The 26,640-nt window shown below is 62.0% G+C and carries 22 protein-coding genes and 1 pseudogene; 15 read left to right on the plus strand and 8 right to left on the minus strand.

Translation table 11 applies throughout. From position 1 onward, the window contains the following. Window positions 1-249: 249 nt before the first annotated feature. Window positions 250-765, plus strand: a pseudogene (locus ACU688_RS20310) (methyl-accepting chemotaxis protein); the annotation flags it as partial. A 22-nt stretch (window positions 766-787) separates the two neighbouring features. Here the strand turns inward: ACU688_RS20310 and ACU688_RS20315 are convergent. Next, window positions 788-2,005, minus strand: coding sequence for an MFS transporter (locus ACU688_RS20315; RefSeq protein WP_448186137.1), 1,218 nt, complete (start codon window positions 2,003-2,005; stop codon window positions 788-790). After that, complete coding sequence (locus ACU688_RS20320; protein ID WP_448186138.1) at window positions 2,002-2,676, minus strand: RraA family protein; 675 nt, start codon at window positions 2,674-2,676, stop codon at window positions 2,002-2,004. Before ACU688_RS20320 ends, ACU688_RS20315 begins: the two co-directional genes overlap by 4 nt. 301 nt (window positions 2,677-2,977) lie before the next feature. Here ACU688_RS20320 and ACU688_RS20325 point away from each other — a divergent pair, with 301 nt between their 5' ends. From ACU688_RS20325 to ACU688_RS20345, 5 genes are all read left to right on the plus strand, one after another. After that, window positions 2,978-3,946, plus strand: coding sequence for a hydroxyacid dehydrogenase (locus ACU688_RS20325; protein ID WP_448186139.1), 969 nt, complete (start codon window positions 2,978-2,980; stop codon window positions 3,944-3,946). A gap of 65 nt (window positions 3,947-4,011) precedes the next feature. Then, window positions 4,012-5,346 (plus strand): MFS transporter, encoded by a 1,335-nt coding sequence (locus ACU688_RS20330; protein WP_448186140.1) that lies wholly within the window; start codon window positions 4,012-4,014, stop codon window positions 5,344-5,346. Between the two features lie 620 nt (window positions 5,347-5,966). After that, window positions 5,967-6,695: an IclR family transcriptional regulator gene (locus ACU688_RS20335; protein ID WP_124528717.1), complete on the plus strand. Its 729-nt coding sequence runs from the start codon at window positions 5,967-5,969 to the stop codon at window positions 6,693-6,695. 180 nt (window positions 6,696-6,875) lie between these two features. Next, the gene (locus ACU688_RS20340) at window positions 6,876-9,284 is read left to right on the plus strand and encodes a glucose/quinate/shikimate family membrane-bound PQQ-dependent dehydrogenase (RefSeq protein ID WP_448186141.1); all 2,409 of its coding nucleotides are present in this window, start codon (window positions 6,876-6,878) and stop codon (window positions 9,282-9,284) included. Window positions 9,285-9,340: 56 nt separating this feature from the next. Further along, entirely contained in the window at window positions 9,341-10,606 is a 1,266-nt protein-coding gene (locus tag ACU688_RS20345) for a carbohydrate porin (protein WP_448186142.1), read from the plus strand. Here ACU688_RS20345 and ACU688_RS20350 read toward each other — a convergent pair. Beyond that, complete coding sequence (locus ACU688_RS20350) at window positions 10,603-11,301, minus strand: lysophospholipid acyltransferase family protein (RefSeq protein ID WP_448186143.1); 699 nt, start codon at window positions 11,299-11,301, stop codon at window positions 10,603-10,605. The genes ACU688_RS20345 and ACU688_RS20350 overlap by 4 nt on opposite strands. A gap of 12 nt (window positions 11,302-11,313) precedes the next feature. Next, window positions 11,314-11,898 (minus strand): acyl-homoserine-lactone synthase, encoded by a 585-nt coding sequence (locus tag ACU688_RS20355; protein WP_124528725.1) that lies wholly within the window; start codon window positions 11,896-11,898, stop codon window positions 11,314-11,316. A 175-nt stretch (window positions 11,899-12,073) separates the two neighbouring features. On the opposite strand from ACU688_RS20355, the gene ACU688_RS20360 reads away from it, so the two are divergent. Then, window positions 12,074-12,787: an autoinducer binding domain-containing protein gene (locus ACU688_RS20360; RefSeq protein ID WP_448186144.1), complete on the plus strand. Its 714-nt coding sequence runs from the start codon at window positions 12,074-12,076 to the stop codon at window positions 12,785-12,787. Here ACU688_RS20360 and ACU688_RS20365 read toward each other — a convergent pair. After that, a complete protein-coding gene (locus tag ACU688_RS20365) occupies window positions 12,784-13,953 on the minus strand; it encodes a XylR family transcriptional regulator (RefSeq protein WP_448186145.1) in 1,170 nt (389 codons plus the stop codon). The genes ACU688_RS20360 and ACU688_RS20365 overlap by 4 nt on opposite strands. A 139-nt stretch (window positions 13,954-14,092) precedes the next feature. Here ACU688_RS20365 and xylA point away from each other — a divergent pair, with 139 nt between their 5' ends. The 4 genes from xylA to ACU688_RS20385 are packed head-to-tail and all read left to right on the plus strand — an operon-like array spanning window position 14,093 to window position 19,142. After that, window positions 14,093-15,409, plus strand: a complete 1,317-nt coding sequence (gene xylA / locus ACU688_RS20370) for a xylose isomerase (RefSeq protein ID WP_207044563.1) — start codon at window positions 14,093-14,095, stop codon at window positions 15,407-15,409. 50 nt (window positions 15,410-15,459) lie between these two features. After that, window positions 15,460-16,452: a D-xylose ABC transporter substrate-binding protein gene (gene xylF / locus ACU688_RS20375; RefSeq protein ID WP_017739483.1), complete on the plus strand. Its 993-nt coding sequence runs from the start codon at window positions 15,460-15,462 to the stop codon at window positions 16,450-16,452. Next, the gene (gene xylG / locus ACU688_RS20380) at window positions 16,449-18,005 is read left to right on the plus strand and encodes a D-xylose ABC transporter ATP-binding protein (protein WP_448186146.1); all 1,557 of its coding nucleotides are present in this window, start codon (window positions 16,449-16,451) and stop codon (window positions 18,003-18,005) included. The genes xylF and xylG overlap by 4 nt, the downstream gene beginning before the upstream one ends. Further along, the gene (locus tag ACU688_RS20385; protein ID WP_124528737.1) at window positions 18,006-19,142 is read left to right on the plus strand and encodes a sugar ABC transporter permease; all 1,137 of its coding nucleotides are present in this window, start codon (window positions 18,006-18,008) and stop codon (window positions 19,140-19,142) included. Window positions 19,143-19,308: 166 nt separating this feature from the next. Here the strand turns inward: ACU688_RS20385 and ACU688_RS20390 are convergent, their stop codons facing one another. The 3 genes from ACU688_RS20390 to ACU688_RS20400 all read right to left on the minus strand — a co-directional run bounded on the left by ACU688_RS20390 (window position 19,309) and on the right by ACU688_RS20400 (window position 22,146). Continuing rightward, window positions 19,309-19,560, minus strand: a complete 252-nt coding sequence (locus ACU688_RS20390) for a hypothetical protein (protein ID WP_448186147.1) — start codon at window positions 19,558-19,560, stop codon at window positions 19,309-19,311. A 110-nt stretch (window positions 19,561-19,670) separates the two neighbouring features. Beyond that, window positions 19,671-20,408: a hypothetical protein gene (locus tag ACU688_RS20395; protein WP_448186148.1), complete on the minus strand. Its 738-nt coding sequence runs from the start codon at window positions 20,406-20,408 to the stop codon at window positions 19,671-19,673. A gap of 238 nt (window positions 20,409-20,646) precedes the next feature. Then, complete coding sequence (locus ACU688_RS20400) at window positions 20,647-22,146, minus strand: CoA-acylating methylmalonate-semialdehyde dehydrogenase (protein WP_448186149.1); 1,500 nt, start codon at window positions 22,144-22,146, stop codon at window positions 20,647-20,649. Window positions 22,147-22,255: 109 nt separating this feature from the next. Between ACU688_RS20400 and ACU688_RS20405 the strand changes: the two genes are divergently transcribed. From ACU688_RS20405 to ACU688_RS20420, 4 genes are all read left to right on the plus strand, one after another. Beyond that, window positions 22,256-23,194 (plus strand): LysR family transcriptional regulator, encoded by a 939-nt coding sequence (locus ACU688_RS20405; RefSeq protein WP_448186150.1) that lies wholly within the window; start codon window positions 22,256-22,258, stop codon window positions 23,192-23,194. Window positions 23,195-23,262: 68 nt separating this feature from the next. Continuing rightward, window positions 23,263-24,207 (plus strand): ornithine cyclodeaminase family protein, encoded by a 945-nt coding sequence (locus tag ACU688_RS20410; RefSeq protein WP_448186151.1) that lies wholly within the window; start codon window positions 23,263-23,265, stop codon window positions 24,205-24,207. Continuing rightward, window positions 24,204-25,337 (plus strand): NAD(P)/FAD-dependent oxidoreductase, encoded by a 1,134-nt coding sequence (locus ACU688_RS20415; protein WP_448186152.1) that lies wholly within the window; start codon window positions 24,204-24,206, stop codon window positions 25,335-25,337. Before ACU688_RS20410 ends, ACU688_RS20415 begins: the two co-directional genes overlap by 4 nt. Then, window positions 25,337-25,966: a helix-turn-helix transcriptional regulator gene (locus tag ACU688_RS20420; protein ID WP_448186153.1), complete on the plus strand. Its 630-nt coding sequence runs from the start codon at window positions 25,337-25,339 to the stop codon at window positions 25,964-25,966. Before ACU688_RS20415 ends, ACU688_RS20420 begins: the two co-directional genes overlap by 1 nt. Window positions 25,967-26,640 lie beyond the last annotated feature (674 nt).

The raw sequence follows: 26,640 nt of genomic DNA on the forward strand, positions 1-26,640 counted from the left end.
AACCAGGCCGCTGGCCGCCAGCGTGAAGCCGTGGAGCTGGTAAGCACCGCGTTCAACGAAATGGTCGCCACCGCCAACGAAGTCGCACGCTCGTGCAGCGCCGCCGCCACCAGCGCCGACGAAGGCTACCGCGACGTACACGACGGCCAGCAGCACATCGGCGAAGCCACCGGCAGCGTGCTCAAGTTGAGCGAGGACCTGCAAAAGTCCACCCAGACCATGCAGTTGCTGGAGCAGGACAGCCAGAACATCAACACCATCCTCGACACCATCCGCTCGATTGCCGAGCAGACCAACCTGCTGGCGCTCAACGCGGCGATCGAAGCCGCGCGCGCCGGCGATCAGGGCCGTGGTTTTGCGGTGGTGGCCGACGAAGTACGCGCCCTCGCCCGCCGCACCGCCGACTCCACCGGCGAGATCGACAGCCTGCTGGGCAACCTCGCCCGGCGCACCCAGGAAGTCACCCAGCAGATGCAGGGCAGCCTGTTGGTCTCACACACCAGCGTGGAACGCATCCAACAGGCCCGCGACAGTTTCGACAAGATCCGTGGCTCGGTGGACTCGATCCGCGACCAGAACACCCAGATCGCCACCGCCGCCGAAGAACAGCACCAGGTGGCCGAAGAGATCAACCGGCACATTGCGCAGATCCATGCCGATGCGCAACTGGTCGAAGGGTTTGCCCACTCGGCGCAGACCGGCTCAGGCCGGTTGACGGATATTTCCGGTCAGCTCAAGGGGTTGGTGGGTCGGTTCAAATACTGACGTGACCGTGGAGCCCTCGACCTCAGCGTCGAGGGCTCATGCGCCAACTGATCAACTGATAGATCCCCAGCAAAGCCCCGGCCACCAGCAGCGTCCACTGCACACTCAGCGCTGCCGCCAACAGCCCGGCCAACAAGCCGCCAATCGCTTCAAAGCCGAAACGCATGGCGATATAAAAGGCAATCACCCGCCCGCGCAGCGCTTCCGGCGCGGCACTTTGCAGGGTCATGTTGCTGCTCACATTGCTCACGGTAATGCCGAACCCCAACCCGGCCAGCGCCGCCAGGGTCAACCCCAACGGCGGGTTCGCCGCCACCGCGCACAACGACACCGCGCACACCACCGTACCCATCACGATGATGCGGTTCAGGCTCGATGAGCTGCCGGCGAACGCCAGGAAAATCGTCGCCACAAACGCCCCTGCTCCCGCCGCGCCCCACAGCCAGCCGAGGGTTTGTGCATCGCCGCTAAAGGCGTGCTTGGCGAGGATCGGCAGCAGCACCGTGTAGCAGGACGCCAACAGGTTGACCATCACCACGCTGATCAGCAGGCGGCGAATGGACAGGGTGTTCCACAAATAGCGCAAGCCTTCACGGAAGATCTCCCCGGTAGAACCTTGTGCCCGAACCTGCGCACGGCTTTGCACCTTGCCCAAGCCGATCAACAGCATGCCAAAGGCGATGGACGTGAGCAGGAAACAACCGGCCTCGCCGCTCCAGGTGATCAGCAAACCAGCCAGCGGCGGGCCGATAAAGCGCGCGGCGTTGATCAGCATCGCATTGAGCACAAGGGCGTTGGGCAGGTCCTTGGGCTCATCGACAAAGCTGGCGATCAAGGCTTGGCGCAACGGCGTTTCCAGGGCATTGAGCAAGCCCAGCAGCAGCGCCATGGCGATGATCACCTCGCGGCCCATCCACTGTTGCCAGGTGAGTACCGCGAGGACCAAGGATTGCACGGCCAGGGTGGCCTGCACCGCCATCAGCAGGCGGCGCTTGTCATGCCGGTCGGACCAGGCGCCCGCCAGCGGCCCGACCAGCAACTGCGGCAACAGCGTCAGAAACGCAATCGCCCCCAGCAGCACGGCCGAGCCCGTCAGGTGATAGGCCAGCCACGACAGCGCGACCTGTTGCACCCATTTGCCCAGGGTGGAGAGGCCCTGGCCGACAAAGTAGATCTGGAAATTACGATGGCGCAGCGCGCGGATCGGCGCGGGCCAGCGGGTGGTAGACGCAGGATTCAAATAAACTCGCAGCCCTTTTGTAGAAGGGATTTAAGGACCCAGGTACGGTCGTTTTCGCCCAGCGCAATCTGTTCCAGCTGCTTTTGCTCGGCGGCATGTTTGGCGTAGGCGCGATCATACACCTCGGCGACCTGGTCGAACGGCACGCAGAGCAAGCCGTCTTCATCGCCGATCACCAGGTCACCTGGCTCGATCACCATGCCGGCCAGGGCAATCGGCACATTGACTTCGCCCGGGCCGTCCTTGTAAGGGCCGCGATGGGTGATACCCGCCGCAAACACCGGGAACTCCCCGGCACCGATGCTCGCTGCATCGCGAATCGCGCCGTTGATGACAATGCCTGCCACGCCTTTCTTGATCGCATACGCCACCATCATTTCACCGATCAGCGCGTTGCTCAGGTCACCCCCGGCATCCACCACGATAACGTCGCCCGGCTGGGCGATATCCAACGCGTGATGCAGCATCAGGTTGTCCCCGGGGCGCGCCTTGACGGTCAGCGCCGGGCCCACCAGCACGCCGGTGCGATGCATCGGTTTCAAGCTCGCGCCGCCGGCGGTCATGCGGTTCATCGAATCACTGATATTGGCGACGGGCACGCTGCGGTAGCGCTCCACCCACTCGGCGGCAACCTTGCGTTGTTGCTTGAGCACTCTGAATCCGATGGACATGGGGTATTCCTCTGCTGGTTTTTATGTTGTTTTGAAACGCCATTTCAAAATTAACATCATGATTTGCAAGCAGCAAGGCTAAAACCGGATTCTAAATTCAACACCCTGCGCTGAAAAAATCATAAACCCGAATAAAAGCTAGATTTTATTGAGGTTTCCCACTAATCCAACGCAGCTCAAAACAGCGCGGTTGAATTCATTTATTGCAACGCCGTTTCATTATGCTAGTTTTCAACCACTGTTGAGCGCTGCAACGAATCGCCAACTGCACACAGACAAGAAAACCAAGGTGCGCAAAAAAATGACCCGAACCCTCCTGCTGACCGGCCCGGAACTGACCGCCGACGCCATGGCCCACGCCGCCTCCCACGGCGTACGCGTCATCCCTACCACGCCCTACGCACCCGCCGATGAACTCACGGCGATCATTGCCCGCGAACAACCGGACGCGATCATCGTGCGCCAGGGCAAGCTGACCCGAGAGATGATCAATGCCTCGGCCGCGCTGAAAATCATCGCCAAGCACGGCGTGGGCTACGACACCATCGACATCGCCGCCGCCGCCGAGCGCCAGATCCCGGTGACCATCGCCTTGGGCGCCAACGCACAATCGGTGGCCGAGCACGCCCTGGCGTTGATGTTCAGCGTGGCGCGCCAGACCGCCTTGCTCGATGCGCGCATGCGTGACGGGCATTGGGACAAAGCCACTTCCGTGGGCATCGAACTGTCCGGCAAGACCCTCGGCCTGGTCGGCCTGGGCGCCATCGGCCAGATCCTGATGGACCTGGTGGCCCCGCTGCGCATGACCATCAAGGTGTTTGACCCGTACCTGGCGGACATGCCGAATGTAGAACGGGTCAACAGCGTCGATGAGCTGCTGGCCAGCTGCGATATCATCAGCCTGCATTGCCCGCTGACCGAGCAGAACCGCAACCTGTTTGGCGCGGCGCAATTCAAGCGCATGCGCCCGGGCGCGATCCTGATCAACACCGCGCGCGGAGAACTGATCGACACCGAAGCGCTGGTCCATGCCCTGAGCACCGGGCAGATCGCCGGCGCCGGCCTCGACACCTTCAACCCCGAACCACCGCCGGCGGACTCGGCGCTGTGGGGTTTGCCGACACTGGTCGCGACGCCCCACGTCGGCGCCAACACCGCTGAAGCCCGAGACCGCGTGGGCCTGCTGGCGCTGCAACAGATCATTGATTTCTGGGACGGCACCGCGCCGCCGCCGCGTGCGGTGGTCAACCGCCATCTCTACGCACACTGACATCGCCCGCGCTGTAGTCGCGGGCCCATCACGCTTCTCCAAAAAAAACAAAACGGGAGAGAGTCATGTCCATCAGTTCTACCGACATCAGCGCCATCGAGCGCTCAACCATGCGCAAGGTGGCGTGGCGGCTATTGCCGTTCCTGATCCTCTGCTACCTGCTGGCGATCATTGATCGCGGCAATATCGGCATGGCTTCGTTGCAGATGAACCAAGACCTGGGCCTGACCCCGGCGATCTTCGGCTTTGCCAGCAGCCTGTTTTTTGTCTCCTACTTCCTCGTGGAAGTGCCCAGCAACCTGGCCCTGCAACGCTTCGGCGCGCGGGTGTGGATTGCGCGGATCATGATCACCTGGGGCCTGATCTCCGCCGGTACCGCGTTCGTCACCGGCGCCAACTCGCTGTACGTGATGCGCTTTCTGCTGGGCGCGGCCGAGGCCGGCTTCTTCCCTGGCGTGCTGCTTTACCTCACTTACTGGCTGCCGGCGGCGTACCGTGGGCGCATGGTCGCGATCTTCATGGTGGCGATTCCCGGCGCCAACTTCATCGGCTCGCCACTGTCCGGCCTGCTGCTGAGCATGGACGGCTGGTTCGGCATGCGCGGCTGGCACTGGCTGTTCATCATCGAAGGCATTCCCGCCGTACTGCTGGGCATCGCCTGCCTGTTCGTGCTGACTGACCGCCCCGAGCAAGCCAAATGGCTGAGCCACGAGCAACGCCACTGGCTCACCAGCCGCCTCGACGAAGAGCGCAGCCGCAAGACGGCCATCGGGCATATCTCGCTGTGGAAACTGCTGCGCCACAAACACATCTGGGTACTGGCACTGATCTACTCCGGCGCCTCGGCGGCGGGCAGCACCATGAGCGTGTGGGCCCCGCAACTGCTCAAGACGTTTGGCCTGAGCAACCTGGAAATCGGCATGGTCAACGCCATCCCTTACGGGCTGGCCTCGATCCTGATGATCCTGTGGGGCCGCAGCTCAGACAAAACCGGCGAACGCCGCTGGCACACCGCGACCACCTTGCTGCTGATCACCGCAGGCTTGTTGCTGGCGCTGGTGACGTCTTCGCTGGTGGCGACAGTGTTCATGTTGTCGATGGTGCTGATCGGCGCGTACTCCATGAAAGGCCCGTTCTGGGCGCTGGTGTCCACCTGGCTCTCCTCCTCCACTGCTGCCGCTGGCTTGGCCGCCGTGGGCGCGATGGCCAACCTGATTGGTGGCGGGATCATGGTCAACGTGTACGGCACCATTCATCACGCCACCGGCAGTTATGCGCTGGCACTGCTGCCACTGGCGGCGCTGTGTGCGGCGGGTGCGGTGATGGTGTTGTTGATGGGGCGAAAGCAGATGAAAGAAGCGGGTGAGGTGGAACTCAGCAAGCCTGTGAGCGCAAGCTGACCACAGCATGGAATATGTACTCCGACCTGAAAGCTCCAGCGCCAGACACATAGTCATCGCAGGCAAGCCAGCTCCCACAGGAGTTCGCTCTTGATCTACACCACTCAGGTCGGCTCTAAGGCCGCCGTGCTTTGCTTTTGATCTTGATCTTGATCTTAGGCGCCCCGTTAAACACGCTGGCCGGAATTCGGCATGGATTTGGGGGGTAAACCGGCAGGGATGCCGGTTTAGCCGCCCCGCGCCATGGATGGCGCGTGGCGGCGGCCCCCCAAATCCATGTCGGATTACGGGCACACCGAGCCTAGGCGAGGTGCCGAGTGTTGGGGCAAGAGCCCTTTGCTTACTTTGGGGCTTTTCCAAAGTGAGCCGCCGTAAGGGCGGAACCCTAAGTCGCCGTTACCCAAATAACGGATATGTACATCCACAGACCGCTATCGCAGGCAAGCCAGCTCCCACCCTGGAGCGGTGTGCAGCCAACAAAAAACTCAGTTGCCTGACAGGCCGCCTTCGCGAGCAAGCCCGCTCCCACAATGGGATCGCGCAATAACCGAGAACACCCAAGATTGCCCCCACCCGCCAATACCAGTATTTTGCAGCCTACCCCCAACAAGGAGCACCCCATGGTAAAAACCCGCCCACGCCCCGCAGTCACCGGGGTGGCTTCGGCCGATCGGGTGCTCACCGTGCTCACTGCCTTCAAGATGGGCGACACCGCCCTGGAACTGGCCGAGTTGGCCGCACGCACCGGACTGGTCAAAAGCACCATCATGCGCCTGATGGTATCCCTGGAAGACCACGGCCTGATCACCCGCCTGGCGGACGGTCGTTATCAACTGGCCACCGAAATCATGCGCCTGAACACCGTCTACCAGGATGGCCTCGACCTTGAACGCCACATCACCCCGCTGCTGCACCGCCTGACCCAGGAAACCGGTGAAACCGCCTCCTTCTATGTACGCCACGGCGCCTACCGCATGTGCCTGTACCGCGTGAACTCGCCCCACCACCTGCGCCTGCACCTGCAACCGGGCGACACCCGCCCCATGGACGGAGCCGCCGGGGCCGAAGCGTTGCGCACGCCCTATTCGCTGGCCGCAAAGATGATCAAGCCGATCTTCTCCCACGGCGCCACCGACCCCCATGCCGCGTCCATGGCCCTGCCGATCTTCGGCCCCGGCGAAAACCTCATCGGCGCCCTGGTGCTGTCCGGCCCCGCCAGCCGCCTGACCGCCGAACAAGCGCAGACCCTGCACCCGCTGTTCCAGCAGGCCGCCGTCGAGCTGACCCGCAGCCTGGGTGGCGATGCCCTCGCCGATGACGCCGCCCCACACGGCAAAAAATCCGTCTAAAGTCTTTGGCAGACGCGTGCAGCAGCAGGGTGCGATGCCCATCGCACCCTGGGCGACATTTGGCCACACCGCATCATCGCAGCAACTGTAATAGTCTATTGCAGGACTCTAATGTACTAACCAGTTACTTATCTTGCTAAAATCGCGTCTTTGCCCTCTCACCTTCGAGCATTTATCGATATGAAACGAGCATCGCGCGCCGCTGGCGTCCCTAGATTTATCCTGCTGGGCCTGGGCGTGATCATCGCCCTGCTCGGCGTGGCGCTGGCCGTTGGCGGCGTCAAACTGGCCAGCCTCGGTGGCTCGCTGTACTTCCTGATCGGCGGCCTGGCCATGGCCCTTTCCGGCCTGCTGATCGCCTGCCGCAAGCCGGCCGGTGCATGGTTGTTCGCGGCCTTCCTGGTCGGCACGGCCATCTGGGCGGTAGCGGATGTCGGCCTGGTGTTCTGGCCGCTGTTCTCGCGGGTGTTCATGTTCGCGGCGATCGGCATGGTGGTGGCCCTGGTCTACCCTTGGCTGGTCGGCCGCCCGGCACGCGCCGCCTATGGCGTGGCCGGCGTGCTGGCCGTCGGCGTGGTGGTCGCGGCGGGCAATATGTTTGTCGCCCACCCAAGCGTGGCGCCCACCGGTGCCGGCCCTGGCATCACCCCGGTGAACCCGGCCGATGCGCAGAAAGACTGGGCGCACTACGGCAACACCGAAGGTGGCAGCCGCTTCGCCGCGCTGGACCAGATCAACCGCGACACCGTGAACAAGCTGAAAGTGGCGTGGACCTACCACACCGGTGACGTCGCCATCAGCGACGGCAACGGCGCCGAAGACCAGCTGACGCCCCTGCAGATCGGCAACAAGGTGTTCATCTGCACCCCGCACAACAACCTGATCGCCCTCGACGCCGACACCGGCAAAGAGCTGTGGAAGAACGAAGTCAACGCCAAGTCGGCGGTGTGGCAGCGTTGCCGCGGCATGGCCTACTTCGACGCCACCGCGCCGATTGCCCAGCCGACCCAGCCAAACAGCTCGCCGATCATTGCCGCCAGCGTGCCCGCCGGTGCGCAGTGCCAGCGTCGCTTGCTGACCAACACCATTGATGCGCGCCTGATCGCCGTGGACGCCGACACCGGCAAGTTCTGCGAAGACTTCGGCACCCACGGCCAAGTGGACTTGAAAGCCGGCCTGGGTAACGTCCCGGACAGCTACTACCAGTTGTCCTCCGCCCCGCTGATCGCAGGCACCACCGTTGTCGTTGGCGGCCGTGTTGCCGACAACGTCCAGACCGACATGCCCGGCGGCGTGATCCGTGGCTTCGACGTAGTCACCGGGCACATGCGCTGGGCCTTCGACCCGGGCAACCCGGAAGACAAAAACGCCCCGGCCGACGGCAGCACCTACGTGCGCAGCACGCCGAACAGCTGGGCGCCGATGTCCTACGACCCGCTGATGAACACCCTGTTCCTGCCGATGGGCAGCTCGTCCACCGACATCTACGGCGTTGAACGCACGCAGCTGAACCACAAATACGGCGCTTCCGTGCTGGCGCTGGACGCCTCCACCGGCGCGGAAAAGTGGGTGTACCAGACCGTCCACAATGACCTCTGGGACTTCGACCTGCCGATGCAGCCAAGCCTGATCGACTTCACCGCGCCAGGCACCGACAAAGCCGTGCCTGCGGTGGTGATCGGCACCAAGGCCGGGCAGATATACGTGCTCGACCGCGCCACCGGCAAGCCGCTGACCGACGTGCAGGAAGTACCGGTCAAGGCCGCCAACATCCCTAACGAGCCGTACTCGCCGACCCAGCCGAAATCCCTCGGCATGCCGCAGATCGGCGCGCAAACCCTGACCGAATCGGACATGTGGGGCGCCACGCCGTACGACCAGTTGCTGTGCCGCATCGACTTCAAGGGCATGCGCTACGACGGCCTGTACACCGCGCCGGGCACCGATAAATCCCTGAGCTTCCCGGGTTCCCTGGGCGGCATGAACTGGGGCAGCATTTCCACCGACCCGGTGCATGGCTTTATCTTCGTCAACGACATGCGCCTGGGCCTGTGGATCCAGATGGTGCCGTCGCAGAACAAGGCGCAATCCTCGTCCGGTGGCGAAGCGCTGAACACCGGCATGGGCGCCGTACCGCTCAAGGGCACGCCGTATGCGGTGAACAAAAACCGCTTCCTCTCGGTGGCCGGCATTCCGTGCCAGGCGCCGCCGTTCGGCACCCTGACCGCCATCGACATGAAGACGCAGAAAGTCGCCTGGCAAGTGCCGGTGGGCACCGTTGAAGACACCGGGCCACTGGGTATCCGCATGCACCTGCCGATCAAGATCGGCCTGCCGACCCTCGGCGGCACGCTGTCCACCCAGGGCGGCCTGATCTTTATCGCCGGCACCCAGGACTTCTACCTGCGCGCCTTCAACAGCGCCAACGGTGATGAAATCTGGAAAGCCCGCCTGCCCGTCGGCAGCCAGGGTGGCCCGATGACCTACGTGTCGCCGAAAACCGGCAAGCAGTACGTAGTCATCACCGCTGGCGGCGCACGCCAGTCCACTGACCGTGGCGACTACGTGATCGCCTACGCCCTGCCTTAACCCCTCGATCAAGCGCGGTGCCCCCCGCACCGCGCTGTTTGTTTTGGAAGATCCGCATGACCCCCACTTCTCACATCCCCTTCGGGCGCCTGTTGCTGGGCGTTGCCCTGAGCGCCGCCCTGCCCGTGCAAGCCGATGACAGCACCCTGACCGGTGACTGGGGCGGCCTGCGCCGCGAACTGGAAGACACCGGTATCCGCTTCACCGGCGATTACAGCGGCGAGACCGCCTACAACGCCCACGGCGGCCAACACCGCTCGGCGCGCTACTCGCAAAACCTCAAGCTTGGCGTGCAGTTCGACCTGGGCAAGTTGTACGGTTTCAACAATGGCGACCGCATCCAGCTCACCATCAACGACCGTCGCGGCAACAGCGCCTCCGAAGACCTTGTGGGCAACCGCCTGCCGACCCAGGAAAACTACGGCGGCCTCTACACCCGCCTCACCGAGCTGAGCTACGAGCGCACCCTGTTCACCCCGGCGCTGAACGTCAAGCTGGGCTACATGGCCATGGGCAACGACCTTGGCGGCCTCGACAGCGGCATTCTGTGCAACTTCATGAACGCCGGTTTCTGCGGACACCCGCTGAACATGTCCGGTGGCAGCGGCTGGACCAACTACCCGAATGCGCGCCTCGGTGCGCGGGTCAAATACGACTTCTCGCCGAGCTGGCAGCTGCGCGTGGCGGCGTTCAACGTCGACCCGGAAAGCAACGGCAATTCCAGCCGCGCCTGGCATTTGAGCCCCAAGCACACCACCGGCACCGTGGTGCCCATCGAGTTGGTGTACAAACAGGCAGGCCGCCTGCCGGGTGAATACAAGCTGGGCTATTACTACGACAGCTCCGACGTCAAACGCATCGGCAGCAGCAAGGAAGTCAGCGGTCGCAGCGGCCATTACCTGCTGATCGACCAAGCCGTGTGGGCGTCGGAATCATCCGCCGGCCGCGTGCTGCACGCCTTCGGCCAATACTCGGCAGCCAGCACCGCCGCTTCGCCCTTCACCAAGTGGTATGGCGCGGGCGTGGTGCTGTACAAACCGTTCGACGGCCGCCCGCGCGACACCGTCGCCCTCGGTTACGGCCGTGCGGTGCCCAACCCGCGCAGCCGCGATGTGCAGGAACTGGCGGCGTTCAATGCCGGCAACGACTACCCCAACCTGAACAACGCCGAGCAGTTGATCGAACTGAGCTACGGCTACCAGGCCACACCCTGGCTGACCTTGCGCCCGGATGTGCAATACATCATCGAGCCGGGGGCGTTCTCCGGTGACAACATCGACAACGCACTGATGCTGGGCTTGCAGGTCAAGGCGACGTTCTAAACCACCGGCAGCGCGTTGTTGATAATCTCGCGTGCGTAGTTCGCCAGTTGCTTGGCGTTCATCGCCGCGACCTCATCCGCCTCGATGGGCGGATGGGCGATGATGCTGACGTCAGTCCTGCGCCACGCGTTGTAAGCGATATGGTTTACCGCCGGGCTGATCGTCACCGGGACGATCCCCACTCCCATCTCCTTGGCCAGCCGAAAGGCGCCGCTCTTGAACGCGAGCATCTTCTCACCGTGGGTGCGCGTGCCTTCCGGGAAGATCCACAGCGATGTGTTGTCGGCCACCACTCGCCTGACGAGCTTGCGCAAACCTTCGATGGACGCCCTTGGGCTGCTGCGATCGATGAACAGGCTGCCGGTCAGCCAATACAACTGCCCTACCAGCGGCAACCATTTGAGTGAATGTTTGGCGACAATCACCGTACCGGGGTTGAGCGCTTGCGCCACGATCAGCACGTCATGGTTGCACTGGTGGTTGGCCACATAGATGTAAGGCTGAGTCGTGGGCACGCGGTCAAAGCCGTGCACATCGACACGCACCGCGCAGATGCGATTGATCAGCGCGTAGACCCGGCAGGCCACGTACAGGTTTCGATTCTTCGAGGGGTTGATCAACATGTAGAGGCATAAAAACGGAAAGCTCAACACGATCAACAGCAGCACCAACAAACCTCTGGCCAACGCAATCATAGATAACCCGCTTCAGGCCGCCAGGCACAAGGCGCGGGTGGTGGTGTCGTCGATGTCGATCCAGAAAGGCACGATGCGTTGGTTGTCGATGAGGTGCGGCGCCGAGATCCGCCGCGTGGTGACGCCCATCCGCTTGAGCAGCCGCTCGTTGCCCACCGCGCTGAACGCAATCAGGCGAAAGGCGCCCTTGGAGCGCGCCACATCAATCACTTCGCGAACCAGCTTCACCGTGTTCTGCCACGATTGCTCGGCGCTCAACACCTGCCCCTTGGGCTGGCTGATGGCGAACCGTGACAACTCCCAGATATCCGCAGAGAACGGCGGCGGGCTTTCCCCCATCAGGTGCGGAAACACTTCGCCCAGCAGGTACGGACCATTGGTGGGCAGCAGCCGGGCGCAGCCGAAGATCTCGCGATCACGATCACAGGCCAGTACATAGACGGTATCCGGGCGATCAAACGCATCCAGCTCAAGCCCCTCTTCGCACGGCAAAGGCCAGCCCAGGGTTTTGACAAAGACCTCATACCGATACTTTGCCAAGGCACTTGCCATGCCCGGCAATAGTTCACCGCCTGTCCCCGTTACTGCCGTAAGCATGCCAACCACCCAGCCAATATAATTGGCCGAGTACAGCAAACCGTCGATTGTGTGAGTAGCTGCCCGAATGGGCAGGTGGACTAAATCCAGAAGCTATGCATCCGCCGCCCGGAACAGCCTGTATAATTCGGCTCCGCCCTGCTATGACGGGCGTTGAGCACGGAAGGTATCCCTGATGAATGACTGGCGCGAAACGTTAGTCGAGGCAGTGTCGGGCTGCACGACCGAACATGAACTGTTCAATAAGATAACGACAATAACGTCCCACTTGGGCTTCGAGTTCTGCTCTTACGGATTAAGAATTCCGTTGCCGTTAAATGCACCCCACTTTGTGTTGCTGTCGAACTATCCGACCTCCTGGGAAACCAAATACGTCAGCGAGAACTATTTTTCCCAAGACCCTACCGTCGAGCATGGCCTGACACGCTCCATTCCCCTGCATTGGTCTGCCGTGCAACAGCACAAACAACTGGCCTTCTGGGAGGAAGCCCGGCACTACCAACTGAACCATGGCTGGTGCCTGTCTTCACAACGAGGGCCCAACGCGATTGGTCTACTCTCGGTGTCCCGCTCCCATGAATATATTTCTGCACTGGAGCTGGAAAGCGTCGAAAACAAGTTGATCTGGCTGACGCAGTTGGCGCACGAGTCCATGACAGGCTTTTTCTCTGACAAGTACCTGCCTGAAATCGATCAGCCCCTGACCGTGCGCGAGAAAGAAACCTTGCGCTGGACGGCACTGGGCAAGACCTATTTCGAGATCGGCATGATCCTGACCATCGACATCCGCACAGTGAAGTTTCATCTGGTCAACGCCATGCGCAAACTCCAGGCCAGCAACAAGGCCGAAGCGGCCGTCAAAGCCGCCCTGCTGGGGCTGCTTTTTTAACCCTGCCGATACTCCCGGGGGGTGCAACCAAACTCGCGACGAAACACCGTGTGCAGATATTGCGCTGACTTGAAGCCACAGTTCGAAGCGATGTCGGCAATCGCCAGTGTACGGTTCTCCAGGCCCTTGGCCGCAGCGGCGAGTTTGAAACGCAGGATCTCGTCATGCACGCTGCAACCGCGCACCTGGCGAAAGTGCGACTCCAGGGACGAGCGTGAGATGCCCACATACGCCGCCACCTGGGCGGTCTTGATGCCCTGGCACGCATACTGGCGGATAAACAGCAGCGCCTGCATCACATACGGATCGCCCAAGGGTTGATGCAGGCTAGAGGCTTGCACGTTGATCGCATCCGGCGGCACCAGGATCTGCTCCCCCGCGCACGCCTTGCCGTGCAGCATCTGGTGCAGCAGTGCGGCGGCGGTGCGGCCCATGGTCTCGGTGCCCTGGATCACCGAACTCAGCGGCACCCGCGTGAGGGTGCGGGTCAGCGGGTCGTTATCGATGCCGATCAACGCCACCTCTTCCGGCACCGCAATGCCGGCAGTGAGGCAGGCTTGCAAGAGCTGCCGGGCGCGGGCGTCGGTGACGGCGATGATGCCGATGGGTTTGGGCAAGCTTTGCAGCCAGGCGATCTGTTGCTCGACGGCGCTGTCCCACAATGGCGCGCTGGTGCCCAGGCCGCGATAGACCTCCACGTGCAAACCATCGCGTTGCAGCAAACGGCGAAAGGCTTTTTCCCGTTCCTGGGCCCAGCGGTTGGCCTGGGCTTCGGGCAGGCTGAAACAGGCAAAACGCGTGAGCCCGGCTTCGATCAAGTGCTCGTAAGCCAGCTTCATCAAGGCATGGTTATCGGTGGCCACATAGGGAATGCCCTTCGGATAGGCGCGAACATCGGCGTAGGAACCGCCCACCGCCACCACCGGCACCTTGATCCCGGCCAGCGCCTCACCGATCAGCGGGTCATCGAAGTCGGCAATGATGCCGTCGCCCTGCCAGCGCTCGATGCCTTTGAGGCGGCACAGGAAGTCCTCTTCGAGGAACAAGTCCCACGACACGCGGGTGCTGCTCAGGTAATTGCCGATGCCGGCGATGATGCCGCGGTCGTAGATCTTGCTGCCGTTGAACAACAACGCAATGCGGTGCACGGGCGGTAGGGTTTTCATTGTTTTTATCCTGGGGCCGGTCGCCACAGACTAGCCCCCGCCACGCAAAATCGCACCACCCGTTGGTGATTTTCATAATCGCCAGGCCCAACGCCGTTGCTAGTATCGAGACACCGCCAAGAACAATAAGGAAAACGCCATGCCGTACTTCCCCGGTGTCGAGAAGGTCCGCTTCGAAGGCCCCAACAGCGACGCGCCCCTCGCCTTTCGTCACTACGACGCGAACAAGCTGATCCTCGGCAAACCCATGCGCGAACACCTGCGCATGGCGGCCTGTTATTGGCACACGTTTGTCTGGCCGGGGGCGGACATGTTTGGCGTCGGCACCTTCAAGCGCCCGTGGCAGCGCAGCGGCGACCCGATGGAAGTGGCCATCGGCAAGGCCGAGGCGGCGTTTGAGTTTTTCTCCAAACTGGGCATCGACTACTACAGCTTCCACGACACCGACGTGGCCCCTGAAGGCAGCTCGCTGAAGGAATACCGCAACCACTTTGCGCAGATGGTCGATCATCTGGAACGTCACCAGGAACAGACTGGCATCCAGTTGCTGTGGGGCACCGCCAATTGCTTCAGCAACCCGCGTTTTGCCGCCGGCGCCGCCAGCAACCCGGACCCGGAAGTGTTCGCCGTGGCCGCCGCCCAGGTGTACAGCGCGATGAACGCGACGCTGCGGCTCAAGGGCGCCAACTATGTGCTGTGGGGCGGTCGCGAAGGCTACGAAACCCTGCTCAACACCGACCTCAAGCGCGAGCGCGAACAGCTCGGGCGCTTTATGCGCATGGTGGTGGAGCACAAGCACAAGATCGGCTTCAAGGGCGACCTGCTGATCGAGCCCAAGCCCCAGGAGCCGACCAAGCACCAATACGATTACGACAGCGCCACGGTGTTCGGCTTCCTGCACGAGTACGGGCTGGAGCAGGAGATCAAGGTGAATATCGAGGCCAACCATGCGACGTTGGCCGGGCATAGTTTTCACCATGAGATCGCCACGGCGGTGTCCCTGGGGATCTTCGGCAGTATCGACGCCAACCGTGGCGACCCGCAGAACGGCTGGGACACCGACCAGTTCCCCAACAGTGTCGAAGAGATGACCCTGGCCACTTATGAAATCCTCAAGGCTGGCGGGTTCAAGAATGGCGGCTATAACTTTGATTCCAAGGTGCGGCGCCAGAGCCTGGACGAAGTGGACCTGTTCCATGGGCATGTCGCGGCCATGGATGTCCTGGCGCTGGCCCTGGAGCGTGCGGCGGCGATGGTGCAGAACGATCGTTTGCAGCAGTTCAAGGACCAGCGGTATGCCGGTTGGCAGCAGCCGTTGGGCCAGGCCGTGCTGGCCGGTGAGTTCAGCCTGGAGTCGCTGGCCCTGCATGCGTTTGCCCATGAGCTGAATCCCCAAGCCGTCAGCGGCAGACAGGAGATGCTAGAAGGGATCGTCAATCGGTTTATCTATCGGTAACAGAGTGTTTGTTTTGAGTCTTCCAACAACAATAAAAGGACGCACAAACCATGAAACGCACGCTTATCGCCACTGCCCTGGCCCTGCTCGCCCTGCCAGTGATGGCCGACCCGGCGCACCCGAAGATCGGCTTCTCCATCGATGACCTGCGCCTGGAACGCTGGTCCCGCGACCGCGATTACTTCGTCGCCGCTGCCGAAAAACTCGACGCCAAGGTCTTCGTGCAATCGGCCGATGCCAACGAGCAAAAACAGATCTCGCAGATCGAAAACCTCATCTCCCGTGGCGTCGATGTGATCGTCATCGTGCCGTTCAACGCCACCGTATTGACCAACGCCGTGGCCGAAGCGAAGAAGGCCGGGATCAAGGTGGTGTCCTATGACCGCCTGATTCTCAACGCCGACATCGACGCCTATATCTCCTTCGATAACGAAAAAGTCGGCGAGATGCAGGCCAGCGGCGTGTTGCAAGCGGCGCCCAAGGGCAACTACTTCCTGCTCGGCGGCGCGCCCACCGACAACAACGCCAAGGTGCTGCGCGAAGGCCAGATGAAAGTGCTGCAACCGGCCATCGACAAGGGCGATATCAAGGTGGTGGGCCAGCAATGGGTCAAGGAATGGAACCCCACCGAAGCCCTGAGCATTGTCGAGAACGCCCTGACCCGTAACGACAACAAGATCGACGCCATCGTCGCCTCCAACGACGCCACCGCCGGCGGTGCGATCCAGGCCCTGGCCGCGCAGAAACTGGCGGGCAAGGTGCCGATCTCTGGCCAGGACGCCGACCTCGCCGCGATCAAGCGCGTGATCGACGGCACCCAGACCATGACTGTCTACAAGCCGCTCAAGCTGATCGCCACCGAGGCGGCCAAGCTCTCGGTGCAACTGGCGCGCAGTGAGAAACCGGCCTACAGCTCGCAATACGATAACGGCAGCAAGAAAGTCGACACCATCCTGCTCACCCCCACCCCACTGACCAAGGCCAATATCGACCTGCTGGAAAAGGACGGGTTCTACACCAAAGAGCAGATCGCCGGGCAATGAGCGCCATGGCCGACTACCTGCTGCAAATGAACGGCATCGTCAAAACCTTTGGCGGTGTCAACGCCCTCAACGGCATCGACCTCAAGGTGCGGCCGGGGGAATGCATCGGCCTGTGCGGCGAGAACGGCGCCGGCAAATCCACCTTGATGAAGGTGCTGTCGGCGGTCTATCCCCACGGCACCTGGGACGGCGAAATCCTCTGGGACGGGCAACCGCTCAGAGCCCAGTCCATCAGCGACACCGAGGCGGCGGGCATTGTGATCATCCACCAGGAACTGACCCTGGTGCCCGACCTGTCGGTGGCGGAAAACATCTTCATGGGCCACGAGCTGACCTTGCCGGGTGGGCGCATGAACTACCCGGCAATGTTCCACCGCGCCGAAGCCTTGATGCGCGAGCTCAAGGTGCCGGACATCAACGTCGCGCTGCCAGTGTCGCAGTACGGCGGCGGTTACCAGCAACTGGTGGAAATCGCCAAGGCCCTCAACAAACACGCGCGCCTGTTGATCCTCGACGAACCCTCCTCGGCCCTGACCCGCTCGGAAATCGAAGTGCTGCTGGACATCATCCGCAGCCTCAAGGCCAAGGGCGTGGCCTGCGTGTACATCTCCCACAAACTCGATGAAGTAGCGGCGGTGTGCGACACCATCGCGGTGATCCGCGACGGCAAGCACATCGCAACCACGGCCATGGCCGACATGGACATTGCGCAGATCATCACGCAAATGGTCGGCCGCGAGATGAGCAACCTCTACCCCACCGAGCCGCACGCCATCGGCGAGGTGATTTTCGAGGCGCGCAACGTCACCTGTTATGACGTGGACAACCCCAAGCGCAAACGTGTCGACGATATTTCCTTTGCGCTCAAGCGCGGTGAAATCCTCGGCATCGCCGGGCTGGTGGGCGCCGGGCGCACGGAACTGGTGTCGGCGTTGTTCGGCGCCTACCCCGGGCGCTACAGCGCTGAGGTCTGGCTGGACGGCGCGGTGATCGACACGCGCACGCCGCTCAAGGCGATCCGCGCCGGGCTGTGCATGGTGCCCGAAGACCGCAAGCGCCAAGGCATCATTCCCGACCTCGGTGTGGGCCAGAACATCACCCTGGCGGTGCTCGACACCTACGCCCACCTGACGCGCATCGACGCCGAAGCCGAACTGGGCAGCATCGACCAGCAGATCGCGCGCATGCACCTGAAGACCTCCAGCCCGTTCTTGCCGATCACCAGCCTGTCCGGTGGCAACCAGCAAAAGGCCGTGCTGGCGAAAATGCTGATGGCCAAGCCGCGGGTGCTTATCCTCGACGAACCTACGCGCGGCGTGGACGTGGGCGCCAAGTATGAGATCTACAAACTGATGGGCGCGCTGGCGGCCGCTGGGGTGGCGATCATCATGGTCTCGTCGGAACTGGCCGAGGTGCTGGGGGTGTCGGACCGTGTGCTGGTGATCGGCGAAGGCCAGCTGCGCGGCGACTTCATCAACGCCGGGCTCACCCAGGAACAGGTGCTCGCCGCTGCGCTCAGCCACAACAATAATAAAGATCGGAAGACCGCGTAGATGAATCAGGTCAAACAACTGTTCAGCCGCTACAAAATGCTCGCCCTGGTGATTGCCGTGGCGGTGATCTGGGTGTTTTTCAGTTGGCAGACCGAGGGTGGGTTCCTCACGCCGCGCAACCTGTCCAACCTGCTGCGGCAGATGTCGATCACCGGGATTCTGGCGTGCGGCATGGTGTTGGTGATTATCAGCGGCGAGATCGACTTGTCGGTGGGCTCGCTGCTGGGTTTGCTGGGTGGGTTGGCGGCGATCCTGGATGTGGTGTATCACGTGCCGTTGTTGGCCAACCTGAGCCTGGTGGCGCTGTGCGGGCTGATGATTGGCTTGGCCAATGGGTACATGACGGCCTATCTGCGCATTCCATCGTTTATCGTCGGTTTGGGCGGGATGCTGGCGTTTCGCGGGATTTTGCTGGGGATTACCGGGGGCACGACCATTGCGCCGGTGTCGCCGTCGCTGGTGTATGTGGGCCAGGGTTATTTGCCACATTCGGTGGGCATTGGGCTGGGCGTCTTGTTGTTTGCGCTGACGCTCTTTTTGACCTGGAAACAACGACGCAATCGCGCATTGCACGGTCTGGCAGCGCATTCGCTGGCGCGCGATCTGCTGCGCGTCGCGGTGATTGGCGCCGTGCTCGCCGGGTTCGTCACCACCCTCAACAGCTACGACGGCATTCCCGTGCCGGTGCTGTTGTTGCTGGTGCTGCTCGGCGTATTCAGCTACGTCACCAGCCAGACCGTGTTTGGCCGCCGCGTGTACGCGGTGGGCAGCAATATGGAAGCCACGCGGCTGTCGGGCATCAACGTGCAGGCGGTGAAGTTGTGGATCTTCGGCATCATGGGGGTGATGTGTGCACTGGCTGGGCTGGTCAACACCGCACGCCTGGCGGCGGGTTCGCCGTCTGCGGGGAACATGGGCGAACTGGATGCCATCGCCGCGTGCTTCATCGGCGGCACCTCGATGCGCGGCGGCTCGGGTACGGTGTATGGCGCGCTGCTCGGGGCGTTGGTGATTACCAGCCTGGATAACGGCATGTCGATGCTGGATGTGGACAGCTACTGGCAGATGATCGTCAAGGGCAGCATTCTGGTGTTGGCGGTGTGGGTGGATGTGAGTACGCGCACCGGGCGGCGCTGAATCGGTGCACACCCTTCGCCTGAACACCATAGAACCCATGTGGGAGCGGGCTTGCTCGCGAATGCGGTGGGTCAGCCAATAAATCTGCTCACTGACACACCGCATTCGCGAGCAAGCCCGCTCCCACATTCTGACCGCGTACAGGCTTTGGTTATTTGGGGAGCGATCAAAAAACGTAACAGCTGCTACGGTCTTCATTCTCATAGCGCCACGACTGGATAACACCCTCACCCGAGACGAGCACGGAGTATCGACAGTCGCGGATCCAGGTCACGAAGTAGCGCTGGCTGTCGCCCTCTTTCACAACCTGGTCATAGACCTTGTTCTTGTTGACCGGTGACCAATAGGAATCGCCACAGCCGCGGCTGCAGTCGTCATAGAGGTGGGCGTCGAAGCGCGTGCCGACGAACGCGTTCATGCCGCTCGTCCATACCGAGTAAGACGGCGCACAGCCCGCTAGCAACGTGCCCAACAAGGCGATACCCATGATTGCTTTCAACGCATTCTCCAGTGGACGGGGACAGTCATTTATCGTGCCGCAGGGCTGGTTTCATCTTCTTTATAAGTCGAAATCAGCATGTAGAGGGCGACCAGCAACGCGTAAACCAGCGTCAGGATAGACAACCAGAAAACGCCGTATCGGGCCATATACGCGTCGAGGCCAATGACCTCCTCAGACACCCGAACCTGTGCCACGCCATCGCTGTAGCCGATGTGCACGTCTTTCTCCATGAGCGTTTCCAGATCACCCTGAAAATAAACCCAGACCCTATAGACGCCGTTTTGCACAATCGACGGAATCTCCACGCTGCTCAGCAAATCCGGTTTGAGGGTATCGATACGTGATTCGTCGCGGATCTGAACCACGCCTTTCTCAGGCAGTTTGATGTGCACTTCCTTGATCACCTTGCTGCCGGTGTTCCTGAGGGTAATCAGCAGCCTGACGGGGTAGTGGTCAGGTCCTCTTTCGAACGGAGCGGCGAACAAGGCCTGATAGGGAGCCTGGCTCAGGTCAACGATCTTGTTGATCTGTTCGTGGCTGAGGGCACCGTTGCCGGCTTGCTTGATGTCGTCATACAGGCTCGTGTAATCGAGGTGTTCCTTGACCGTATCCAAGCGCTCGGTGAATAGACGTGGCGCACTGTCGTATTGATAGGAAAGATCGGCTTCGAGTTTGTTGTCGTCCTTTAGCACCATATAAATGCTCAGGACTGACAGCAGTGCCCCCGGCAAGGCCAGCAATACTCCGAATTTTACCCAGCTCAACGTGGCATTTCCCTATTGATTGATTTGACTGTGTTCGCTCGCTGGGTGAGCGTGCCAAGTTCCTTCAGGTAGGGCAAGCGCCCCGCTCCTGGCGATGGGGCATCTGCTGCAGACGGATTGAAAAATGTGGGAGCGGGCTTGCCCGCGATAGCGGTGTATCAGAACCAAAAAGGTTGACTGACACTCCGCTATCGCGGGCAAGCCCGCTCCCACATGTTGAACCGCGTACAGGCTGGGGTTATTTGGAGACCGGCATGGCAAATTCAGCGCCTTGCTCGATGCTCTCCGACCAGCGCTGCATGATCGACTTCTGCTTGGTGTAGAACCGCACACCCTCAGTGCCGTAGGCATGCATGTCGCCAAACAGGCTTTTCTTCCAGCCACCAAAACCGTGCCACGCCATCGGCACCGGAATCGGCACGTTGATACCGACCATGCCCACCTGGATACGCCGCGCAAACTCGCGGGCGATGTTGCCGTCGCGGGTGAAGCAGCTGACGCCGTTGCCGAACTCGTGGTCGTTGACCAGTTTCACCGCTTCGCCGAAGTCGCTGACGCGCACGCAGGCCAGCACCGGGCCGAAGATTTCTTCGCGGTAGATGCTCATTTCCTGGGTCACGTGGTCGAACAACGTCGCGCCCAGCCAGAAGCCATTTTCCAGGCCGGCTTCGGTCGGCACGTAGTCACGGCCATCCAGCAGCAGTTGGGCGCCGGCCTGCACGCCTTGTTCGATATAGCCGCTGATGCGCTCGAGGGCCGCGCGGGACACAATCGGGCCCATCTCGGCTTTCAAATCGCGGCCATCGGTGATGCGCAATTGCTTGGCACGCTCGGTCAGGGCGGCGATGACTTTGTCACCCACATCCCCCACCAGCACCGCTACCGAAATGGCCATGCAGCGCTCGCCGGCACTGCCGTAAGCCGCGCCCATCAGCGCATCGACGGTTTTGTCGATATCGGCGTCGGGCATCACCACCATGTGGTTTTTTGCGCCGCCCAGGCCTTGCACGCGCTTGCCGTGGCGGGCGCCGGTTTCGTAGATGTATTGGGCAATCGGCGTGGAGCCGACAAAGCTCACGGCCTTGACGTCCGGGTGTTCTATCAGCGCATCCACCGACTCCTTGTCACCCTGCACCACGTTGAACACGCCTTTGGGCAGGCCGGCCTCGCGCAGCAGTTCGGCCATGAACAACGAGGCACTTGGATCGGTCGGGCTTGGCTTGAGAATGAAGGTGTTGCCCGCCGCGATGGCGATCGGGTACATCCACATCGGCACCATCACCGGGAAGTTGAACGGCGTCACGCCCGCGACAACGCCCAGCGGCTGGCGCATGGTCCAGTTGTCCATGCCACGGGAAACCTGGTCGGAGTACTCACCTTTAAGCAGGTTGGGAATGCCGCAGGCGAATTCGAGGATGTCGATGCCACGGTCCACTTCGCCCTGGGCATCGGTGAACACCTTGCCATGCTCGGCAACGATGATGCGCGCGAGGTCGTCTTTGCGTTCACGCAGCAGGTGCAGGTATTCGAACAACACCCGCGCGCGGCGGATCGGCGGGGTGTCGGCCCAACCCTCGAAGGCAGCCTGGGCAGCGGCGACGGCTTCGGCCACGGTCTGGCGGCTGGCCAGGGCGACGCGGCCGGTCTTTTCACCGGTGGCCGGGTTGAAGACGTCCTGATAACGGTCATCGCGGGACACGCGCTGGTCGTTGATGTAGTGCTCGATTGTAGTTGTCATGGCAGTCGATCCCAGGTGGATAAGCGTTGGACACACGATAGGCTTTCGCTTTGTTCCAAACCAGAGCAGAATCCTGAACTTATTGTCCACCTATGCGAACAATCCAATCATGGAAAAGGCTGAGATCGAAGGGCTCTGGACCCATATCCACTGGCTGTCGGTGCTGGAAGAGCAAGGCACCTACACCGCCGCCGCCGCGCGTTTGGGGGTGAGCAAGTCGGCCGTGAGCCAGCGTATTTCCGACCTGGAAAAGGCCACCGGCACAAGCCTCGTCACCCGCACGACACGCAGCGTACGCTTGACCGACGCAGGGCTGTCGCTGACCCGCGAAGTGCGCAGCGCCTATGCGCAAATCGCCCGCAGCTTTTCATCGGTACGCGACTCGGTCGGCGAGATTCGCGGGCTGGTACGGCTGACAGCGCCGGTGGCGTTCGCCCGCCAGCAACTGGTGCCGCATCTGTCGGAATTTTTGCAGTTGTACCCACAGGTGCGCATCCAGCTGGATGTGTCGGATGCCTTGAGTTCGCTGGCGGCCGAAGGCTACGACCTCGCCGTGCGTCACGGCTTCCAGGTGCCGGAAACCCACGTGGCCTGGAAGTTATGCGATACCGGCTCAGTGCTGGTCGCGACCCAGGATTACCTGCAACGCCACGGTGAACCCCGTGAGCCCGGCGATTTGTCCGCGCACAACTGCCTGTTCTACCCACGCGGCACCGACCAGCCCGCCTGGACCTTCGAACGCGGCAGCAAAAACGTCGAGCGCCTCACCGTGCCCATCTCCGGCAGTTTCGCCACTAATAACAGCGAAGCCCTGCGCGACTCCGCCCTCAACCACCTGGGCATCGCCCTGCTCCCGGACTTCAGCGCCCATGCCGCGCTGGCCAGCGGCAAGTTGGTGCAGGTGCTCAAGGACTGGACGCTCAAGGGCGCGTTTGCTGATGAGATCTACCTGATCCGCCCTTATTCGCCCCATGTGCCGAAGTCGGTGAGTGTGTTGGTGGGTTATCTGAAGGAAAAACTGGCGGGTGGATTTCGCTTCGTGGGATGAGGTTTGCCTCTTGCCCATCAGGACTAAAAGTCCATAATGGACAAATAAGTTCAATCACGGAGATTCCCATGCCCAGCACGCCTCAAGTGATCAACCAAACCCAGGCCCGCGAACTACTCGCCCAAGTCGATGTGCCCGACATCCTGCGCAAGCTGTTCCGCGACCTCGCCGCCGGGCAGGCGGTGCAGCCGGCACAGCAACTGGTGGAATTCCCACAGGGTGCCGGCGACTTTATCAACTACCTGGGCGTGCTGGCCGAAGACGGTGTTTATGGGGTGAAGACCTCGCCGTATATCGTGCGTGAGCAAGGACCACTGGTGACGGCCTGGACGCTGTTGATGTCGATGCACACCGGCCAGCCGCTGCTGTTGTGCGATGCCGCCGAGTTGACCACCGCACGCACTGCCGCGACGACGGCGTTGGCGGTGGAGGCGTTGGCGCCTTTGTCCGCGCGGCGCCTGGCGATCATCGGCAGTGGCAAGGTTGCGCAGGCCCATCTGCATTACGTGAAAGACCTCAGGGACTGGCAGAGCATCAGCCTGTTTTCGCCCAGCCTGGGCGGCGCTTCGGCGGATGCCATCGCCCACCTCAAAAGCCTCGACCCACGGCTGACAGTTGCGCCTACGTGCGATGCGGCGGTGGATGACGCCGACGTGATCCTGCTGTGCACCTCATCGGCTGGCCCGGTGATCGATCCTGCCCGCTTGAGCAAGCCTGCACTGATCACCTCCATCAGCACCAACGCCCCGCGCGCCCATGAAGTGCCGCCGCAGTCACTCAACGCCATGCAGGTCTTCTGCGACTATCGCCAGACCACCCCAGGCTCGGCGGGCGAGATGTTGATCGCCACGGAACAACACGGCTGGGACAAACGCCACATTGTCGGCGACCTGCCCGAACTGCTCAGCGAACACGTACAACGCCCGTCCTACGAGCGTCATGTCTTCTTCCGCTCCATCGGCCTGGGCCTGGAAGATATCGCCCTGGCCAATGCCCTCTGGAGACACCTATGAGCCACGCAGACTTCATCATCATCGGCGGCGGCATTGCTGGCGCGTCCACCGGCTTCTGGTTGTCGCAGCACGGCAAGGTGTTGGTGCTGGAGCGCGAAAGCCACCCGGGCTATCACTCCACCGGGCGTTCGGCAGCGCTCTACACCGCAGCCTATGGCACCCCGCAAGTTCGCGCGCTGACCCTGGCCAGCCGCGAGTTTTTCGACCACCCGCCCGCCGGTTTCTGCGAGCATCCATTGCTCACGCCACGGGGCGAAATGACCGTGGACTTTACCGGCGATGCCGCCGAGTTGAACGCGCAATACCTGAGCGCCAAGGCCACCGTGTCGCAGGTTGAACTGCTCAGCGCCGACCAAGCCTGCGCGAAACTGCCGATCCTGCGCCGCGAAAAAGTCCACGGCGCGCTGTACGACCCGACCGCCAGCGATATCGACACCGACGCGCTGCACCAAGGCTACCTGCGTGGCATCCGCCGCAACGGTGGCGAGGTGCTGACCGATCACGCCGTGCAGGGTTTAAGCCGTGATGCCGCTGGCGTTTGGCAGGTCCAGGCGGGCGAAAAAACCTACACCGCCCCCACCCTCATCAACGCCGCTGGCGCCTGGGCCGACCACATCGGCGCAATGGCTGGCGCTGCGCCCATCGGCCTGCAACCCAAGCGCCGCTCGGCGTTTATCTTTGCCGGCCCCGAAGGCGTCGACACTCACCATTGGCCGATGCTGGTGGCGCTGGACGAATCCTTCTACATGAAGCCCGACGCCGGCATGTTCCTCGGCTCGCCGGCCAACGCCGACCCGGTGGAGCCCCAGGATATCCAGCCCGAAGAACTGGACATCGCCATGGGCATCTACCAGATCGAAGAAGCCACCACCCTGACCATCCGCCGCCCGACCCGCACCTGGGCCGGCCTGCGCAGTTTTGTCCCGGATGGTGATTTGCTGTCCGGCTTCGACTCCCTGGTGCCCGGGCTGTTCTGGGTTGCCGCGCAAGGCGGCTACGGCATCCAGACGTCGCCGGCCATGGGCCAGGCCAGTGCGGCACTGGTACGCGGCGCGCCTTTGCCGGAGCCACTGGCGCGGTTCGGCCTCGACGCTGGTATGCTCTCCCCCGCCCGCCTGGAGCCCCATTGATGAACAGCGCCGAACAAGAACAGATCATGCAGAACTTCCGCGCGATGGCCGACGCCATCGCCACGCTGTTCTTTCCCCACGCCGAAGCCGTGCTGCACGATTTGCGCTCGCAAAAAGTCGACTACATCGCCAACAACCTGTCGAAACGGGCGATTGGCGACGACTCGGCGTTGGAGGACATGCTCACCGAAGACGTGAGCGAGGTGAATATCGGCCCGTATGAAAAGCTCAACTGGGATGGTCAGAAGATTCGCAGCCTGAGCACTGTGCTGCACGACCACAAGGGTCGGCGCTTGGCGGTGCTGTGCATCAACCTGAATATTTCGCTGTTTGAAAACGCCAAGGCGGCGTTGGACCTGTTCCTCTCGCCGAGCAAATTGATCCCGCAGCCGGACTCGTTGTTTCGCGATGATTGGCAGGAGCGGATCAACACGTTCTTGCATGCGTGGATGCGGGAGCGGCAGTTGAGCTTGAACTTGCTGACTCGGGATCACAAACGCGAGCTGGTGTTGGCGTTGCATGCCGAGGGTGCGTTCAAGGGCAAGAGTGCTTCGAACTATGTGGCCAATGTGCTGGGGATGGGGCGGGCGACGGTCTACAAGCATCTCAAGGAGCTGAAGGGCCTTTGAGCACACAGCTACTCCTTGTGGGAGCTGTCTGCGATGGCGGCTTGTCGGTGTACATATCCGTTATTTGGGTAACAGCGACTATTGGTTCCGCCCTTACGGCGGCTCACTTTGGAAAAGCCCCAAAGTAAGCAAAAGGCCTTCGCCCCAACACTCGGTGCCTCGCCTAGGCTCGGCATGCCCGTAATCCGACATGGATTTGGGGGGCCGCCGCCACGCGCCATCCATGGCGCGGGGCGGCTAAACCGGCATCCCTGCCGGTTTACCCCCCAAATCCATGCCGAATTCCGGCCAGCGTGTTTAACGGGGCGCCTAAGATCAAAATCAAAAGCAAAGCGCGGCGGCCTAGTAGCCGACCGGGTCTCTGGAGCTGACGCGTTCCCCTGTGGGAGCTGGCTTGCCTGCGATGGCATCAACTGGGTGTGCCTGATGTACCGAGTTGTCTGCATCGCAGGCAAGCCAGCTCCCACAGTTGCCGGTTCCCACAGTTGAAGAGTGAACACCATGAAAAATACCGGTCGGCTCTAAGGCCGCCGCGCTCTGGCTTTTGATCTGGGGTCGCCCCGTCAAACACGCTGGCCGAACGCAGGCTTGAATCCGTGGGCAACCCGGCAGGACGCCGGGTTAGCCGCACTGGGCCATGGATGGCCCATTGCGGCGGCCCACGGATTCAAGCC

The organism is Pseudomonas acericola (SeqCode) (assembly GCF_053456465.1).

Excerpts from the sequence above, each read along its gene's own strand:
- xylF (WP_017739483.1), top strand. The coding sequence starts at position 15,460 with ATGAAACGCACGCTTATCGCCACTGCCCTGGCCCTGCTCGCCCTGCCA.
- ACU688_RS20400 (WP_448186149.1), bottom strand. The coding sequence starts at position 22,146 with ATGACAACTACAATCGAGCACTACATCAACGACCAGCGCGTGTCCCGC.
- ACU688_RS20360 (WP_448186144.1), top strand. The coding sequence starts at position 12,074 with ATGAATGACTGGCGCGAAACGTTAGTCGAGGCAGTGTCGGGCTGCACG.
- ACU688_RS20335 (WP_124528717.1), top strand. The coding sequence starts at position 5,967 with ATGGTAAAAACCCGCCCACGCCCCGCAGTCACCGGGGTGGCTTCGGCC.
- ACU688_RS20345 (WP_448186142.1), top strand. The coding sequence starts at position 9,341 with ATGACCCCCACTTCTCACATCCCCTTCGGGCGCCTGTTGCTGGGCGTT.
- ACU688_RS20350 (WP_448186143.1), bottom strand. The coding sequence starts at position 11,301 with ATGATTGCGTTGGCCAGAGGTTTGTTGGTGCTGCTGTTGATCGTGTTG.
- ACU688_RS20365 (WP_448186145.1), bottom strand. The coding sequence starts at position 13,953 with ATGAAAACCCTACCGCCCGTGCACCGCATTGCGTTGTTGTTCAACGGC.
- ACU688_RS20385 (WP_124528737.1), top strand. The coding sequence starts at position 18,006 with ATGAATCAGGTCAAACAACTGTTCAGCCGCTACAAAATGCTCGCCCTG.
- ACU688_RS20420 (WP_448186153.1), top strand. The coding sequence starts at position 25,337 with ATGAACAGCGCCGAACAAGAACAGATCATGCAGAACTTCCGCGCGATG.
- ACU688_RS20355 (WP_124528725.1), bottom strand. The coding sequence starts at position 11,898 with ATGCTTACGGCAGTAACGGGGACAGGCGGTGAACTATTGCCGGGCATG.
- ACU688_RS20330 (WP_448186140.1), top strand. The coding sequence starts at position 4,012 with ATGTCCATCAGTTCTACCGACATCAGCGCCATCGAGCGCTCAACCATG.
- ACU688_RS20320 (WP_448186138.1), bottom strand. The coding sequence starts at position 2,676 with ATGTCCATCGGATTCAGAGTGCTCAAGCAACAACGCAAGGTTGCCGCC.
- ACU688_RS20390 (WP_448186147.1), bottom strand. The coding sequence starts at position 19,560 with ATGAACGCGTTCGTCGGCACGCGCTTCGACGCCCACCTCTATGACGAC.
- ACU688_RS20340 (WP_448186141.1), top strand. The coding sequence starts at position 6,876 with ATGAAACGAGCATCGCGCGCCGCTGGCGTCCCTAGATTTATCCTGCTG.
- ACU688_RS20325 (WP_448186139.1), top strand. The coding sequence starts at position 2,978 with ATGACCCGAACCCTCCTGCTGACCGGCCCGGAACTGACCGCCGACGCC.
- xylA (WP_207044563.1), top strand. The coding sequence starts at position 14,093 with ATGCCGTACTTCCCCGGTGTCGAGAAGGTCCGCTTCGAAGGCCCCAAC.
- ACU688_RS20410 (WP_448186151.1), top strand. The coding sequence starts at position 23,263 with ATGCCCAGCACGCCTCAAGTGATCAACCAAACCCAGGCCCGCGAACTA.
- ACU688_RS20405 (WP_448186150.1), top strand. The coding sequence starts at position 22,256 with ATGGAAAAGGCTGAGATCGAAGGGCTCTGGACCCATATCCACTGGCTG.
- ACU688_RS20415 (WP_448186152.1), top strand. The coding sequence starts at position 24,204 with ATGAGCCACGCAGACTTCATCATCATCGGCGGCGGCATTGCTGGCGCG.
- xylG (WP_448186146.1), top strand. The coding sequence starts at position 16,449 with ATGAGCGCCATGGCCGACTACCTGCTGCAAATGAACGGCATCGTCAAA.